General features: G+C 63.4%; 8 protein-coding genes. 4 read left to right on the plus strand and 4 right to left on the minus strand.

The genetic code is table 11. The annotated features are described in order from the left end of the window. Window positions 1–20: 20 nt before the first annotated feature. From O3300_RS05930 to O3300_RS05940, 3 genes are all read right to left on the minus strand, one after another. Entirely contained in the window at window positions 21–6,107 is a 6,087-nt protein-coding gene (locus tag O3300_RS05930; protein WP_305052390.1) for a YDG domain-containing protein, read from the minus strand. A 42-nt stretch (window positions 6,108–6,149) separates the two neighbouring features. Further along, the gene (locus tag O3300_RS05935) at window positions 6,150–7,817 is read right to left on the minus strand and encodes a ShlB/FhaC/HecB family hemolysin secretion/activation protein (protein WP_305052391.1); all 1,668 of its coding nucleotides are present in this window, start codon (window positions 7,815–7,817) and stop codon (window positions 6,150–6,152) included. 525 nt (window positions 7,818–8,342) lie between these two features. After that, window positions 8,343–10,610, minus strand: coding sequence for a carboxy terminal-processing peptidase (locus tag O3300_RS05940; RefSeq protein WP_289910528.1), 2,268 nt, complete (start codon window positions 10,608–10,610; stop codon window positions 8,343–8,345). Between the two features lie 521 nt (window positions 10,611–11,131). On the opposite strand from O3300_RS05940, the gene O3300_RS05945 reads away from it, so the two are divergent. Both O3300_RS05945 and O3300_RS05950 read left to right on the plus strand, forming a co-directional pair. After that, window positions 11,132–13,102, plus strand: a complete 1,971-nt coding sequence (locus O3300_RS05945; protein WP_305052392.1) for a methyl-accepting chemotaxis protein — start codon at window positions 11,132–11,134, stop codon at window positions 13,100–13,102. Window positions 13,103–13,153: 51 nt separating this feature from the next. Beyond that, window positions 13,154–13,426 carry a putative signal transducing protein gene (locus tag O3300_RS05950; protein WP_099667473.1) on the plus strand — a complete coding sequence of 91 codons (273 nt, stop codon included), beginning with the start codon at window positions 13,154–13,156 and terminating at the stop codon, window positions 13,424–13,426. Window positions 13,427–13,552: 126 nt separating this feature from the next. On the opposite strand, the gene O3300_RS05955 is transcribed toward O3300_RS05950, so the two are convergent. Beyond that, window positions 13,553–14,101 carry a thymidine kinase gene (locus O3300_RS05955; protein WP_099667472.1) on the minus strand — a complete coding sequence of 183 codons (549 nt, stop codon included), beginning with the start codon at window positions 14,099–14,101 and terminating at the stop codon, window positions 13,553–13,555. Window positions 14,102–14,394: 293 nt separating this feature from the next. Between O3300_RS05955 and O3300_RS05960 the strand changes: the two genes are divergently transcribed. Next, the gene (locus tag O3300_RS05960) at window positions 14,395–15,786 is read left to right on the plus strand and encodes a pyridoxal-phosphate dependent enzyme (RefSeq protein WP_369812263.1); all 1,392 of its coding nucleotides are present in this window, start codon (window positions 14,395–14,397) and stop codon (window positions 15,784–15,786) included. Continuing rightward, on the plus strand, window positions 15,783–16,964 hold the full coding sequence (locus O3300_RS05965) for a PLP-dependent aspartate aminotransferase family protein (protein WP_305052393.1): 1,182 nt from the start codon (window positions 15,783–15,785) through the stop codon (window positions 16,962–16,964). The genes O3300_RS05960 and O3300_RS05965 overlap by 4 nt, the downstream gene beginning before the upstream one ends.

A 16,964-nucleotide genomic window follows, 5' to 3' on the forward strand; every position in this document is an offset into this window, starting at 1 on the left:
GACAAGCACGGCCCTGGCTGTTACGGCATGGCCGGGCCGCTGCTCATGCCGGCCGGCAACAGGATACCGCCGTCGAGCACGCTCAATTGCAAGCCCGGCAGCACCTGGCGGGATGCCTGGCCGGCCACGCTGGCCACGACAGGCGCGGCAGGGCCGGCTGCCGCTTTGCCGCCATGGGCATGCTCCGCGACCACCATATTGCCCGCCAACGGCACGGCGGCGACGGAAGCGGCCGCTGCCGTCAGCGCATTGCGCAAGGCTTCGGCCGGCTTCACCTTCAAGCTGCCGGCGACATAGCCGATCGCATAGTTGTTCGACGTCTGCCCGGCGGCGGCAACCTTGTAGTTGCCGGCCGGCGAACCCGCGCCAGCCTCCGTACTGAACAGCAATTCGCCGCGCAGTTCCGATGCCACGCTGTCGCCCCCCAGCAAGCCCGCATAGCCGACGTCAAAGACAGGATTAGGGCGCCCCTGGTCTTTCTCGGCATTGTTCACCGTCACGGTCAATTTCGCCTGCGTAATATCGGCCCGCGCCGCCGCCGCCGCGTTGGCCACATAGTTGCCGGCGTCCAGCCCGCTCAGGCGTATGCCATCCACGCGTACCGTCTTGCCCTGTCCCGCATTCTTGTCGGCAAACTGGGCAGCATTGCTGCTGATGCTCAGCTGGTCGCCGGCAAGACGGTCGTCGCGCCAGTTCACGCTGGCAGCGACGCTTGCATCGTAAACCTTGTTGACACCCGTGATACCCACCGTCAGCGCCGCCGGCGTGATGCTGGCCTTCAAGCCGCCCGGGTTCGCCACCGTGTAGTTGCTGGCCAAGCCGCTGGCCGTGTCGGCCAGGGTCGTGCCCGTCACCGTCACCGCCTTGGCCTTGCCCGCGTTCTTGTCACCGAAGCTGGCCGTCATCCCGGTCACGCCCAGGCGTTCGCCTTCGACCAGGCCGGACAGCACACCGCCGCTGACGCTGGCCTGGCGCGTGCCGTCGTAGACCTTGTCGAGCGCCGCCGCCCCCGTCACCGTCAAGGCTTTGGGCGTGATGCTGGCCGTCAGGCCGTTCGGATCGGTCACCGTGTAATTGCCGGCCAAGCCGCTGGCCGTGTCGACCAGGGCCGTGCCCGTCACCGTCACCGCCTTGGCCTTGCCCGCGTTCTTGTCGCCGAAGCTGGCCGTCATCCCGGCGATGTCCAGGTGCTCGCCTTCAACCAGGCCGGACAGTACGCCGCCGCTGATGCTGGCCAGGCGCGTGCCATCGTAGACCTTGTCGAGCGCCACCGCGCCCGTCACCGTCAGGGCCTTGGGCGTGATGCTGGCCGTCAAGCCGTCCGGGTTGGCCACCGTGTAGTTGCTGGCCAAGCCGCTTGCCGTGTCGGCCAGGGTCGTGCCCGTCACCGTCACCGCCTTGGCCTTGCCCGCGTTCTGGTCGCCGAAGCTGGCCGCCATCCCGGCGATGTCCAGGCGCTCGCCTTCAACCAGGCCGGACAGCACGCCGCCGCTGACGCTGGCCAGGCGCGTGCCGTCATACACCTTGTCGAGCGCCGCCACGCCCGTCACCGTCAGGGCCTTGGGCGTGATGCTGGCCGTCAAGCCGTCCGGGTTGGTCACCGTGTAGTTGCTGGCCAGCCCCGTATCGCTGGCCAGCACGGCGCCCACCGTCACGGCCTTGCCGTTGCCGGCGTTCTTGTCCGAAAAATAGCCGCTCAGGCCAGACAAGATCACGTTTTCCGAGCCGACGAAACCGCTCAATGTGCCGCCCGTCACGCGCGCGTCGGCATTGCCATCGTAGACTTTATCTTGCGCGGCGACGCCGCCGAGCGTCAGCGCCTTGGGCCGGATGGTGCCCGTGATGACGGCGTCCGTGGCGGCCAGGATATAGTTGCCGCTGTCGGCGCCAGCCAGCACGATATCGCTGACATACACCGTTTTGCCGCTGCCCGCATTCTTGTCCGCGAAATTGCCTCTGGCAGTGACCACGGCAAGACTGTCGCCGCTCACCATGCCGTGCAAGACCGCGGAAGCGCCGCTCAGGCTGGCCCCCAGGCCGCCGTCATACACCTTGTCATCGGCCTTGATGCCCGTCACGCTGCTGATGGTGGCCTTGGTGATCGCGCCGCTGAAGTCGCCGATTGGCGCCAGCGTGTAGTTGCCGGCCGCACTGCCGCCCAGCGTGGCGCTGGCCGTAATGGCGAGATTGTTGCCGACATTCTTGCTGGCATACGAGCCGGACAGCAAAAAGCTCAGCTTGGCCACGTCATCGCCCAGCACGCCATTGAGGCTGCCGCCAGCCAGCACGGCAGAGGTGTTGCCGTCATACACCTTGTTGCCCGCCGAAACGCCATTCAGGCTGATCTGGCGCGGCGTAATCGTCACGCCGCCATCGACATAGCTAATCAGGTAGCCATTCTGGGCCGTGGAATACACGCCGCTGGCCCGCACCACATAATTGCCGGCATTGACCGGGCTGCCGGACGCATTGTCATATGTCAACGAGCCTTGCAGCAGGGAAAGATCGACCACCCTGGAATAGCTTACGGTGACCGGATCGCTGGCGAGGCCATCATAGACCTTGCTGCTATGCGACACCGTCACCACCAGGGGCGTCAGGAAGGAACGCAGCAAGGGCGTGCTCTGTCCTTCGTAAATCACCCAGGTATTGTTCAAGTCCCACGCCGGGCTGCCCGCGCCGTTGCTGCCGTTGTAGTTGGCCAGTTTTTTCAAATCGGCCGAACTCAAGCCCGTGCCGCCCTGGCTGCCGGCCTGCCCGCTGATCTGCGTATCCCAGTAACTGCCCGTGGCATCGGCGGCGGAGGCGCCGCCTGCCAGCCCGCCCAGCCCGGCTGCGCCGCTGACGGCAACGGCCGCATAGCTGTTACGGATACTGCCGCCGCGGCTGTCGCCAGCCAGGCCGCCCACATTCACGCCGCCCGTCGCGCTGCCCAGCGCGTAACTGTCGACAATTTCGCCCGTATTGCTGCCCACGAGGGCGCCGACCTGCGCATCGCCCGTGACATTGCCGGTAACGAAACTGCCGCTGATTTTGCCCGCGTTCGCGCCAGCGAGCGCGCCCACATCGCTGCCGCCGGTGATCCGGGCGTCGCTCAAGCCCAGGTCCGAGATACTGCCATTTTTGCCGAGACTGCCGATCAGGCCGATTGCAGCGCTCCCCTGCCGGAAGATGCGCAAGTCGGAAATGATGTGGCCGGCGCCATTGAGGCTGCCCGTGAACGGCGACGCGGCGTCACCGACAGGCACGAAGCCTTTGCCGCCCCAGATATCGCCGCCGGCCGTCGCCCCCGCGCTGAAGCTGCTGCCCAGGGTATAGGCAGCCGCCTTGTCCATCGCCATCAGCTGCAGCTGGTGCGCGGAATTGATGGTGGTCGAGTACTCGCCGCTGAACATCGGCAAGGTGCCGCCCTTGCCGTTCATGCCGCCGTTCGATCCCACCGTCACCCAATTGTTGCCCGTGGCGCCAGCCGTCGTCGTGAAATTGAATGTTGGATAACTTGCAGGATCACCCATCGCAAGGTCCGTCAAGCCGACGATATTGCTCGTTCTGCCATTGCCTTGGCCCAGGCCCGTCAGGCCGTGGTTGGCGCTGCTGTTGTAATAGGCATTGCTCACGTTGCCGCTGGAATCATTGTAGCCAACGATGCCGCCCCGGTTGTCGTGCTGCGCATTGACCGCGCCGACGGAATAGACATTGTCCACAATCCCCTGGTTCCGGCCGACGATGCCGCCCGCATAGTTGCCCGCATTGACGCTGCCGGTGGCATAGCTGTTGCTGATCCTGCCCGCATAAACGTCACCGACGAGGCCCCCAAAGCCTTGCTCGGACTGCGCATCGCCGGAAGAATAGACATTGCCTGTCGCATAGCTGTTGCTGATCGTCCCGCTCATGCGGCCAGCCAATCCCCCGGCGATGGAATTGCTGGTCACGCTGCCCGTCGCATAGCTGTCGCTGATATTGCCAGACGTGAATGCCGCCAGGCCGCCCGTAAAGGTATCGCCCGCGACGTCGCCCGTGGCAAAGCTCTTCGCGATGGCGCCAGCGTTTTCAAGCACCAGCCCGCCGGCCCTGCCCTTGACAACGGTCACTTTCATGCTGCTGCTACTGTTGCTGACGCTGCCGCCACGTTCATTTTGGGCAACCAGCCCGGCAGCTCCGCCACCGTAATTGGGAGTGTGTTCGATACTGCCGCTGCTGCGGCTATTGTTGACCACGCCGCTATTCACGCCCACCAGGCCCCCTGCATAAATCGACCCTGTCAGCTTCAGCTCGCCGTACGCACTGACGTTATCGATCAAGCCCGCGTTTCTTGCCGCCAGCATGCCCATCCGGATCTGCCCGTACTTGCCTTCCGGCGCCTGTATCCGGGTATTGACCAGATTGAGGTTGCGCACCACCCCCGACGCGCCGATGGCGCCGAACATGCCGACATCGGCATAGTCCGTCAGCCGGGTGAGGGACAATCCCGTGACGTCATGGCCAAGGCCGTCAAGCCTGCCCGTGAATGGCGTGCCTGTGCCACCGATAGGCACGAAGCCCGTGCCACCGCCCCAGTTGAGCGTGGCACTGGCGTCGATATGGCGGCCCAGTGCATAGTTGCCTCCCAGGTTAGCATTCATGCCCTGCAAATCGGCTGCGCTCAGGCTGCCAGCAGTACCTACGCTGTTGATCACCGTATAGCTGATGACTGCGCCATCCGTGCCCTGCCTGGTGCTGAAGTTATTACCCGATGGCAAGTCCACTTCCGCCTTCACGTTGTAGGTGGACAAATTGCCGGCCGCGACACCGCGCTGGCCATACTCGAGCGCGAGGCTGGCCGTGCCGGAACCGCGCAGCGGCGCATTGATATTGATATTATTGTGCGCCGTCAAGGTCAGCTTGTTGGCCGACCAGCTGATCGTGTCGTTGACATGGATATCGCCTGCCGCTCCGCCGCTGGCGACCGTTGCAATGGTGACATTGCTGGACTTGAGCGCATTGCTGTAAAACGCGCCGGTCTGGTTGCCGCCCGATGCCGCGATCGTGAAATCGGTCGGATCGATCAGCCACATGCCCGTCGCGCCCTTCGTCGCGGCCGTGCTCACCTTCAGCGCATCGTCGATCTTCACGTGCGCGGCCGAGGTGTCGATGAAGCCGCCATTGCCGCCCACAGGCGCGCTGGCGTCCAGGGTGCCGGCTGCGTTCACCGTGCCGCTTTGCATGTCGCCCAGCAACTTGATCGTGCCGCCGCGCGTGTCGATGCTGTGCGCCTCGATCACGCCTGTGTTGTTGACGACGGTTTTCAGCAAGTCGCCCGCCGCCTGCGCCGTCAGGACGACGCTGCCGCCATCGGCCTGGATCAAGCCGCCGTTATTCACGAGAGCGCCCACGGCGCCCCGGTCCACCGCCACGTTCAGCAAGCCATCACCCGCCACGTCCAGCGTGATGGCCCTGCCCGCCGCCAGGGCCACCGAGCCCAGGCGTGCCTGGATCGTGCCTTCGTTCGATACGTTCGCGCCCAGCAAGGCCACATAGCCGCCCGGCGCGCTGATGTTGCCCTGATTCAAGACTTTACCGCTGCCATTGCCGGAAAACTGATACTTGCCCGCCATGAAGTCGGCATTGCTGATATCCAGCGTGGATGCCACCAGGCCGGCCGTGTTCACGGACGCGCCGTGGCCGAACAGCACGCCGTTCGGATTGACGATGAACACCTTGCCGTTGGCCGACAGCTTGCCCAGGATGGTCGTGCCGTCGCTGCCCAGCACGCGGTTCAGGGCCACCGCATTGCTGTTGGGCTGCTGGAACTGCACCGATTCGCCCTTGCCGATATTGAAACTGGCCCAGTTGATGACGGCATGCTGGCTGCCCTGCTGGATCACGGTATTGCCCGGCGCGCCGTTGATCGTCGCCTGGCCCGCCGCCACCGTGCCGCCCGCCGGCCCCGCCAGGGCCAGGGAGCCATAGCCGAGCATCAGCGCCGCCGCCATGCCGGTCAGGGCGAAATGCGCGCCGCCCCCGCTGCTACCCGGCATCGAACGCTTGCCGGCGGATTTGACGTTTTCGGAAACGGCGGCGTAGGCGCCGGTGGCCTGGTTCCAGATGGAGCGGTAGATGCGGTTCATGGCAGTGTCCTGATGTTTTAGCTTGTATTAGCTTGTATTAATTTAGAAGTACTTGACGGCTTGCAGCCAGAAGCGTCCTGCCGCATCGGGGGCGGAAGTCGCCTTGGCATTGCCCAGCTTGTGCGCGTAATACGCCTTCAGCACGAGCGCGTTGGCGCCCGTCCACGTCACGCCCACGCCCGCGCCGCTCAGGGTGCGGCGGTTCTCGCCGGCGCTCCAGGCATCGCGGTTCAGCTTGACGGTGCCCGTGTCGGCAAACGCCAGCACTTGCAGCTGGCCGGGAAAGGCCGTGAACGCCGTCACGTTCTGGCGCAGCTCCACATTCAGCACATAGCCCTGGTCGCCATACGCTTCGCCGCCCGGATAGGCGCGCACGCCGCCCACGCCGCCGATGCCCATCTTTTCGGACACATCGAGGTTTTTCGACGCCGCCTGGCCGCTGACGGTGCCGAACAGGCTCGTCTCGCCGCCCAGGCTTTGCACGCGCGCGCCATTAAAGGCCAGCTTGTTGAAGTGGCCGTTGCTGTTCACCGTCGCGCGGTCGAGCGCCAAGGTTGCCGGCGTCCCGATATCGATCTTGCCCGTGGTAAAGGTCAGCGAATACGTGCTGGCGCCGCCACCGCCCCAGCCATCCTTGCTGTCGCCATTCAGATTCAGCATCCACACCCTGGCCTTCTTGTCGTTGACGCTGCCCGTCGACTCCGTGCGGTCCTGGAAAGTCTTGTCGTCATAGCTGACCTGTGCATACAGGTTGTTGCTGCGCGAGCGGATCAGCGGATAACTGCCGTAGGCGCTGGCGATCTTCGCCGTGCCCTTGGCGTCGAGCACGGCAAATTCCTTGCCCAGCTTGTAGTCCATATAGGTGTAGGCGCCGCCCAGGCGCAGCAAGCCCGCCTGCCCCTGGTAGGCCAGGCGGCCATAGTTCAGGCCGTCGGCCGAGGTGAACGCGCGCACGGTGGCCACGTCGCCGATGCCGGCCAGTTCATTGATGTTCAGGGTGGCGCCGATGCGGTTGCGGCCCGTGTAGCGGTTGCCCTGGTTGTCCAGGTCGATGCTGCCGTTGAAGCGCGAGCCCGGCTGCACGTCGACGATCAGGTCGGACGCGCCCAGCGAGGCCCCCGGAGCCAAGGTCGAGCTGACCTGCACGCCCGGCAAGTCCGACAGCAGCAGCAAGCGGCGTTCCAGCGGCGCCGTGGCGATCACCTGCCCGTCCAGGCCCGCCAGCACGGTGCCGGCCAGGCCGTCGGACAGATTGCTCTGGTTGCGCAGTTGCACTTGGCCATACTGGCCTGGCAAGACGCTGATCGTGACGACGCCATCCTTGATATCTTGCGCGGGCAAATAGGCTTGCGCGAGGAAATAGCCGTGGTTCTGGTAATAGCTGGCGATGTTGGACGCCATGGCGCGCAATTCGCCCAGGGTCAGCTCGCTTCCCGCAGTAAATCCCGAGGCGGCCACCAGTTCGCTCTCGGTGAAGACTGGCGGCGCCGCGATCTGCAGGCGCTGCACGGTGATGCGCGTCGTATCGCCCACCGTGGCGGCGGGTACATTGCCCTGCTGCACGCGGATGGCGGGCGGCGCTTTCGGCAACGGGGGGGCGGCGGGAATCTGCTGCAGCTGGCTGCCGGCACCAGGAGGATCGACGGCCCAGGCGGTCTGTATCAGCGCCAGCAAGGGCAGCAGGGTCAGGGGAAGAAGTTTACAACGCAAGATAAGCCTCTCGGTCGCCGCTGGCGGCATGACGGAATGAATAAAGGAAAAAGCATGCGGTGCCGGCGTCGGGCGCTATGCATCAGGCACAGGCAGCCATGGGACGGCGCACTGCGTGGCGGATAACGCGCTTTGCTGCCGCGCTAGACCGCGCTGCCATTACAGAAAGCCAAAGAAAATTTCTTTGTGGGAATATAACAAGAATGGAAAATGTATAACGGAGCAAATCTGAGCGATTCCCGACAAATTCAGTCGGGATTGAACGCTTGCAGCGGCATGCGGAGGACAGACTTGAGGAAACGCGGCGGGCACCACGCAAAAAGCAAGACAAAAAAAAGCCCGCTGCGGGAGCGGGCTGAATCTATTTTCTTGGAGGAGAATAGAGGAGACGGGTGCATTATGCTGCGTCGCGGCATATCAATCCAATTGATTGTTGGAATGATAGAAATACGCCAGACAGATAACTGATGGCGCAAAAAAAAAGCCGGCTCCGCAAGGAACCGGCTTCTTACGCGACCACAAGCCTTATTTCGCTGCCGTCACCGGCGTCGCCTTGCCGTCCGCGCCATATGGCAAGACCTTCGACGCCATGCGGCTATCGGCCTTGATCAGCGCCACTTCGTCGGCCAGGATGCGCGCTGCTTCGTTCAGCAGCACATCCTTCGCGCTCTTCGCGGCCGTTTCAGCGTCCAGTTCGGCACTCAGCGCCCGTTCGTCACCCTGCAAGCCGTCGTCCGTGCGCAAGGCGCCCTTCACGGCGGCGATCTGCTTGGCCGTCTTGTTGGCCGCTTTCGCGCCCTTCAGCACGTCCTTCGGATCCGGAATCACCACCAGGTCGTCGGCAGGGTTCGAAATCTGCGCGATCAGGCGTTTTTCACGGGCCTTGGCGCGCGCTTCCTGGGCATCGCGCTCCTTGCGGCGCACGGTTTCATTGAGCGAAATCTGGTTTTCCTTGCGCTGCTTGACGACGAGGGCTATGTCATCGAGCAAGTACTGGAAATCCTTGTCCTTGGCCACGCGCGCATCATGTTTCTTGTCCAGTAGCGGCACGATCTCCTTCAGGTCGCCCGTCGGTATGTAGGGCGCCGGCTTGATCGCGACCCATGGCAGGGCATTGTCATAGCTCGACTCGCCGAAGTTTTCCGCGTCCGACATGGCTGGCAGCTTGATGTCGGGCGTGACGCCGCGCAACTGCGTGGTGCCGCCATTGATGCGGAAGAATTGCGCGATGGTCATTTTCAGCTCGCCGAAACGGGCTTTCTCGCTGCCGCCGAAACGGTCGAGGTTGAACAAGGTTTGCACCGTGCCCTTGCCGAAGCTGCCTTCGCCGATGATGACGCCACGGCCATAGTCCTGCACGGCGGCGGCGAAAATCTCGGAAGCGGAAGCCGAGCCGCGGTTGATCAGCACGCCCATCGGGCCATCCCAGGCCAGGCCGGCATTCGTATCGCTTTCCACTTCGACCTTGCCTTCGGCATTGCGCTGCATCACGACAGGGCCCTTGTCGATGAACAGGCCCGTCAGTTCAACGGCTTCGTTCAGCGAACCGCCGCCGTTGTTGCGCAAGTCGATCAGGACGTTGTCGACCTTGTCTTTCTTCAACTCGGCCAGCAAGCGGCTGACGTCGCGCGTGGCGCTCTTGAAGTCCTTGTCGCCGCGGCGGCGCGCTTCGAAATCCTGGTAGAACGTCGGCAGGGAGATGACGCCGATGCGGCGCTTGACGCCGTTGTCGCGCACTTCGATGATCGATTTCTTCGCCGCCTGCTCTTCCATGCTGATTTTCTTGCGCACCAGCGGCAAGACCACGTGCTTGGCGTCCGGGCCGGCGTCGGCCGGCAGGATGTCGAGGCGCACCACGGAATCCTTGGCGCCGCGGATCAGCTGCACCACGTCGTCGATGCGCATGCCCAGCACTTCGGTGATGGGGCCGCTTTCGCCCTGCCCCACGCCGACGATGCGGTCGCCCACTTTCAGCTTGCCCGACAGGCCGGCCGGGCTGCCCGGCACGACTTCGCGCACCACCGTGTATTCGTCGCGCGTCTGCAGCACGGCGCCGATGCCTTCGAGCGACAGCCGCATGGCGATGTCGAAGTTGTCCGACGCGCGCGGGCCCAGGTAATTGGTATGCGGCTCGATCGACATGGCATACGAATTCATGAAAATCTGGAACACGTCTTCGCTGTTGAGCTTGCGCGAACGGGTCGTGTAGCTTTCATAGCGCTTGTCCAGAGTCTCGCGGATGGCCTTGTCTTCCTTGCCCGCCAGTTTCAGGCGCAGCCAGTCGTTCTTGACGCGCTTGCGCCACAGGTCGCGCACTTCCTCGTCATTCTTCGGCCAGGCAGCCTTTTCGCGGTCGAGCTGGTAGCTCTCGTCGGCCGTGAAGTCGAACTTGGTTTTCAGCAATTCACGCGCATACGCCATGCGCTCGTCGAAACGCTGCTGGTACAGGTTGTAGATGGCAAACGGCGCCGTCAAGTCTTCATTGATGATGGCGTCATCGAGCTTGGTGCGCAGCGGCGCGAAACGGTCGACGTCGGCTTGCACGAAAAACAGTTTTTCCGCGTCCAGGGACTTGAAGTAGCGATCGAAGATTTTCTCCGACATGGCGTCGTCGAGCGGCATGGCCTTGTAATGGACGCGTGTCAATACGCGCGATGCCCACAAGGCGGCCTGCGTTTGCTGGGCCAGCGGCTTCATGGGTAGCGGAGGAGCGGCGCTCTTGTCCGTCTGGGCTGCGCCAGCGTGGGCTGACAGGGCAAGCACCAGGGTGACCAGCATCATTTGCTTCTTCATCGGCTTCTCCGAAAATTAGTTGAATCAATTCCAGGCGGCGCAGATAGGCATGCGCCAGCCAGCAAGACAGTAAGGGGAATACACGACTGGTCTGCATATTATTCTACAGGATACGGCCTGGCAGTCTCCCATGGAATATCAGTTTCTTCCTGGAAGCTTAAACGCGGATTAAAGGCAGCGTGTCATTCATTACAAAGTGAAACATTCGTGACAAAAATCACATCATCCGCCAGTGACGAACAGAAACATTCATTATTGAAATCAAAAAAGTCAATAGTCAGTCTTTGCAATCCTTGATGCAGGTGATGTTTTTATGCAAAAGAAATGATTCCTGCGGGAAACACTTAGTAACAAAACACAAGCAACATGCTATCATCGCGCCCTGAAATTCAGCTTGCCTGTGCGCGGCCCGACAGCCTGCGCGCCTCCGTTTCAAGCGCATTCCCCACCAGATCCCCTCCCCGCGTGTCATGTCATGACCAGGAATGGCCGAGCTGATTACCCTTTGCCAGACTCACACTATGCCTACAATTTCCTTCTCCCCCCGCCACTGGAGTGTCGGCGGCAAGATTACCGTCTTCACGTTTGCGCTGGTCAGCCTGATCCTCGCCAGCCTGACGACCCTGATCAGCATCCGCACCTCCAATGCCCTGGAACAGCGCGCCGAAGCGGCCGTCACCAGCGAACTCAATAGCGTCATGACGACCACGGAAGTATTTCATACCGCCATGGTCAACGAGGCGGCCAGCTTTGCCCGCCTGTTCGCGGCCGAATTTCCCGGCCCGTTCTCGATCGATACGGGCGCCATGGTGGCCGTGGCCGGCAAGGCCACGCCGGCCCTGGCCAACGGCAACAGGGTGCTCAACCTCGATACGTCCCTGGTCGACCGCTATACGGCCCAGACGGGCGTGATCGCCACCATTTTTGCCGCCAACGGCGATGAATTCGTGCGCATCAGCACTTCGCTGAAAAAGCAGGATGGCGAACGGGCCGTCGGCACCCAGCTCGACCACAACCACCCCAGCTATGCGCCGCTGCGCGCCGGCCAGCGCTTCGTTGGCATGGCAACCCTGTTTGGCAAGCAATACATCACGCAATATGACCCCGTGCGCGATGCGGGCGGCAAGGTGGTGGGCGTGCTGTTCATCGGCCTCGATATCAGCAAGAATCTGGCCATGCTGAAAGAGAAGATTCGCCAGGTCAAGATCGGCCAGACGGGTTACATCTATATCGTCGACACGGCGCCCGGCACCAATTACGGCCACCTGGTGCTGCACCCGAACAGCGAAGGCAAGAGCGCGCTCGAGTTCAAGGCCAGCGACGGCCGATTGTTCATCCAGGAAATGCTGGCGCAAAAGGACGGCGCCATGCGCTATACGTGGACGGCGCCCGGCGAAACAAGTGCCAGCGCGCGCGAAAAGCAGCTGTTTTACCGTCAATTCAAGGATTGGCAATGGATCATCGCGGGCGGCACGTTCACGGACGAGATCACCCTGGAAGCACGCCAGATGCGCAACCAGCTGGCCATTTCCGGCTTCATCGCCCTGCTCGTCTTCGCCCTGCTGCTGTACTGGCTCGTGCGCACTCTCGTGTCGCGTCCGCTGGCCGCCGCCGAAACGGCCGCCGCGCAAATCGCCGCCGGCGACCTGACGGTGCACCTCGATACCAGCAGCCTGGACGAAATCGGCCGCCTGCTGCTGGCCATGAACCGCATCAGCGACAACCTGTCGCAAGTGGTCAGCAATGTACGCGGCAGCGCCGGGCAGATCGCCACGGCGTCCGGTGAAATCGCCAGCGGCAACCTGGATTTGTCGAGCCGCACGGAGCAGCAAGCCAGCTCGCTGGAAGAAACGGCCGCCTCGATGGAAGAACTGAGCTCCACCGTGCGCCAGAACGTTGATCACGCGCAACAGGCAAGCCGGCTGGCGCATGACTCGTCCAGCCTGGCAGCGGCAGGCGGCGCGGCCGTGGCGCAGGTGGCCAGCACCATGGACGCCATCCGCAGTTCCTCGGGCAAGATCGCCGACATCATCGGCGTCATCGACGGCATCGCCTTCCAGACGAATATCCTGGCCTTGAACGCGGCTGTGGAAGCGGCACGCGCCGGTGAACAGGGACGCGGCTTTGCCGTCGTCGCCACGGAAGTGCGCACCCTGGCGCAGCGCTCGACGGCAGCGGCGAAAGACATCAAGGATTTGATCCAGGCGTCCGCCAGCACGGTGGACCTGGGCCATGCGCAAGTGAGCCAGGCCAGCGCCACCATGGACACGGTGGTGGCCAGCGTGCAGCAAGTGAGCACCATCATGGCCGAAATCGCCCAGGCGAGCGAAGAGCAGCGCAGCGGCATCGAGCAAGTCAACCAGGCCATCGCCCAGATGGACCAGGTGACCCAGCAGAACGCGGCCCTGGTGGAAGAAGCGGCCGCGGCGGCCGACGCCTTGCAGGAGCAGGCGCAGGAACTGAACCAGGTGGTAGGCGTGTTCAAGCTGTAAGGACTGGCCCGGTGCTAAGATGGGGATGAATCTACCTTGCCAGGAGGCACCATGCACGACGACTACGTTTTAATTGCCCGGCTGATGATCCCCACGGATGCGCACGTCATCCGCGGCTGCCTGGCCGCCGCCGGCATCGACGTGCTGCTGACGGATGACCAGCACATGCAGGCCGACATGCTGCTGGCGGCCGCCATCGGCGGCGCCCGCGTGATGGTGCGCGAACACGACGTGGCGCGGGCGAATGACATCCTCGCCGCCTTCGAACGGGGCGACCTGGCGCTGGCGGACGATGCCGATGTAGGCGCGCCCGTCGCCGAATAAGAACACCTGTCAAAACCTACTGCGCGTCGTAATTTGCGGTCTGCGATGCTCACTGTACCTTCGTACAGTTGCGCTTCTCAACCACAACTTCCTTCCGCTCGCTACGGTTTTGCTAGGTGTTGTAAATCAGGCATAGAAACAGCGTCCGCACGCCTGGCGGTAACTCTCGTTGCCGCCAATACTGATCTGCTCGCCTTCCTTGATGCGGCGGCCCTGCTCATCCACGCGGATGTTCATCGTGGCCTTCTTGCCGCAAGTGCAGATATTCTTCAATTCCTCGATATCGTCGGCCAGCGCCAGCAGATAGGCCGAGCCGGGGAACGGTTCGCCCTTGAAATCCGTGCGCAAGCCGTAGCAGATGACGGGCACGCCCTTCACTTGCGCCAGCTGGTGCAATTGTTGCACTTGTGCCGTGCTGAGAAATTGCGCTTCGTCAACCAACAGGCAAGCGACCTGGGGAATTGCGTCGAGGAAATTCGTGTCGGCATGAAAGATATCGACCTGGCGCTGCGGGCCCAGGCGCGAAGTGACCCTTCCCACGCCGTAGCGGCTGTCGATGGCGGCCGTGTACAGGCGCACCTGCTGGCCCTGCTCTTCATAGTTGTGCGCGACCTGTAACAAGGCCGTCGACTTGCCCGCGTTCATCGCGGAATACCGGAAATAAAGTTTTGCCACTGCCGCCTGCCCTGTTCGTCTGGTTTTCAGGATACTGTTTAGTTCCTTTTCGAGGCGTGATTATAAATCGCAATGGCGGGCTTGCGGCAGCTTAATAGTCGTGCCGTTGGCGCGGCAAGCGGGCTGAAAACGGCGCATACTCGAAGCGCGCACGCCACAAGCGATATGCGAAAGCCGCATATGCAAGCATGCAAACATTCGTTCGCCGCACCCGTGCACCCGCCTACACTGCGCGGCACGGAAGGCGGCTCGGGACACAATCCGGAGCGGCTGTTTCTCTGACAGGAGCCACCATGAATGATCGAATGCCATCCCCATCCCGGCCGCCAGCGCTATACAAGCTGATCGGCAACACCCCGCTGGTCGAAGTGACCAGGCTCGACACGGGCCTGTGCCAGCTGTTCCTGAAACTGGAATCGCAAAATCCCGGCGGTTCCATCAAGGACCGCATCGGCCTGTCCATCATCGAAGCGGCCGAAGCCGACGGCCGTTTGCAGCCGGGCGGCACCATCGTCGAGGCAACGGCCGGCAACACCGGCATCGGCCTGGCGCTTGTAGGCCGCATCAAGGGCTACCGCGTGATCCTTGTCGTGCCCGACAAGATGTCGACGGAAAAAGTACTGCACCTGAAAGCCCTGGGCGCCGAAGTGCACACCACGCGCTCGGACGTGGGCAAGGGCCATCCCGAGTACTACCAGGATTACGCGGCGCGCCTGGCGCGCGAACTGCCGGGCGCCTTCTTTGCCGACCAGTTCAACAATCCCGCCAATCCGCTGGCCCACGAAACGACGACGGCGCCCGAAATCTGGGAGCAAAGCGGCCATGACGTGGACGCCATCGTCGTCGGCGTCGGCTCCTCCGGCACCCTGACGGGCCTGACGCGCTACTTCCGCAAGGCGCAGCCGAAGCTGGAATTCGTGCTGGCCGACCCGCAAGGCTCCATCCTCACCGAATACATCGACACGGGCAAGGTATCGGACACGAGCGGCTCGTGGGCCGTGGAAGGCATCGGCGAAGACTTCATTCCCTCGATCGCCGACATGGACAGCGTCACCAAGGCCTACACCATCAGCGACCAGGAAAGCTTTGATTCCGCGCGCGCCCTGCTGCTCGCCGAAGGCATTTTAGGGGGCTCGTCCACGGGCACCCTGCTGGCCGCCGCGCTCAAGTACTGCCGCGAACAGACCACGCCCAAACGCGTCGTCACCTTCGTGTGCGACACGGGGACGCGCTATCTGTCGAAGGTCTACAACGACGGCTGGATGCGCGACCAGGGTTTGTTGCAACGGGCCTTGTCCGGCGACTTGCGCGACCTGATCGGACGCCGCTACGACGAGGGCGACGTCGTCAGCGTGGCGCCGGGCGACACCCTGCTCACGGCCTTCAACCGCATGCGCGCCAGCGACCTGGCGCAGCTGCCCGTGATCGACGGCGGCCAATTGGTCGGCATCCTCGACGAATCGGACTTGCTGCTGCACGTCTCCGGCGACGCCGCGCATTTCGCGGGTCTGGTGGGCGCCACCATGACGACGCAGATCGAAACCCTGGCGCCGTCCAGCGGCTTGCCCGCCCTGCGCGCCACCCTGGACCGGGGCTTGACGGCCGTCGTCGCCGACGACAGCGCCTTCTATGGCCTGATCACCCGCTTCGACCTTCTCAACCACTTACGCAGGACACTATCTTGAGCCAACAAACGCCCCGCAAGAGCCGCCTCGCCACCCGCGTCATCCACGCCGGCCAGTCGCCCGACCCGTCGACGGGCGCCATCATGCCGCCCATTTACGCCACCTCCACCTTCGTGCAGGACAGCCCCGGCGTACATAAAGGCCTGGACTACGGCCGCTCGCACAACCCCACGCGCTGGGCGCTGGAGCGCTGCGTGGCCGACCTGGAAGGCGGCAGTGCGGCCTTCGCCTTCGCCTCGGGCCTGGCCGCCATCTCGTCCGTGCTGGAATTGCTGGACGCGGGCAGCCACATCGTCGCCGGCGACGACATGTACGGCGGCACCTACCGTTTATTCGAGCGCGTGCGCCGCCGCTCGGCCGGTCATGAATTCACGTATGTCGACCTGACGAATCCGGAAAACCTGCTGGCCGCGCTGCGCCCGGAAACGAAGATGGTATGGGTGGAAACGCCCACCAACCCCATGCTGAAACTGGCGGATTTGCGGGCCATTGCCGACATCTGCCGCGAACGGGGCATCCTCGCCGTGGCGGACAACACGTTTGCCAGCCCGCTGGTGCAGCGCCCCCTGGAGCACGGCTTCGATATCGTCGTGCATTCGACCACCAAGTATTTGAACGGCCACTCGGACATCATCGGCGGCATCGCCATCGTCGGCGCGGAAGAACGTCAGGCGGAATGGCGCGAGCAGCTGGGCTTTTTGCAAAACTCCGTGGGCGCGATTGCCGGGCCGTTCGACAGCTTTTTGGCCCTGCGCGGGGTGAAAACCCTGGCCATCCGCATGCAGCGCCATTGCGAAAGCGCCCTGGCCCTGGCGCAGTGGCTGGAACAGCAAAAGGAAGTGCGCAAGGTGTTTTATCCGGGACTGGCCTCGCACCCGCAGCACGCGCTGGCGCGGCGCCAGATGGATGGCTTCGGCGGCATCATCTCGATCGACCTCGATACGGATCTGGCGGGCGCGCGGCGCTTCCTCGAACGCTGCGAGGTGTTCGCCCTGGCCGAAAGCCTGGGCGGCGTGGAAAGCCTGATCGAGCACCCTGCCCTGATGACGCATGCCAGCATCCCGGCCGGGCAGCGGGCCAGGCTGGGCATCGGCGATGGCTTGATCCGCCTGTCGGTGGGGATCGAGGATATCGAGGATTTGCGCCATGACCTGCGCACGGCGCTCGACGCGATTTGA

Source organism: Janthinobacterium sp. SUN206 (assembly GCF_030587305.1).
Taxonomy (GTDB): Bacteria; Pseudomonadota; Gammaproteobacteria; order Burkholderiales; family Burkholderiaceae_D; genus Janthinobacterium; species Janthinobacterium kumbetense.

Bases quoted from the DNA above. Each gene is read 5' to 3' on its own strand.
- O3300_RS05945 (WP_305052392.1), top strand. From the start codon at position 11,132: ATGCCTACAATTTCCTTCTCCCCCCGCCACTGGAGTGTCGGCGGCAAG.
- O3300_RS05940 (WP_289910528.1), bottom strand. From the start codon at position 10,610: ATGAAGAAGCAAATGATGCTGGTCACCCTGGTGCTTGCCCTGTCAGCC.
- O3300_RS05930 (WP_305052390.1), bottom strand. From the start codon at position 6,107: ATGAACCGCATCTACCGCTCCATCTGGAACCAGGCCACCGGCGCCTAC.
- O3300_RS05950 (WP_099667473.1), top strand. From the start codon at position 13,154: ATGCACGACGACTACGTTTTAATTGCCCGGCTGATGATCCCCACGGAT.
- O3300_RS05960 (WP_369812263.1), top strand. From the start codon at position 14,395: ATGAATGATCGAATGCCATCCCCATCCCGGCCGCCAGCGCTATACAAG.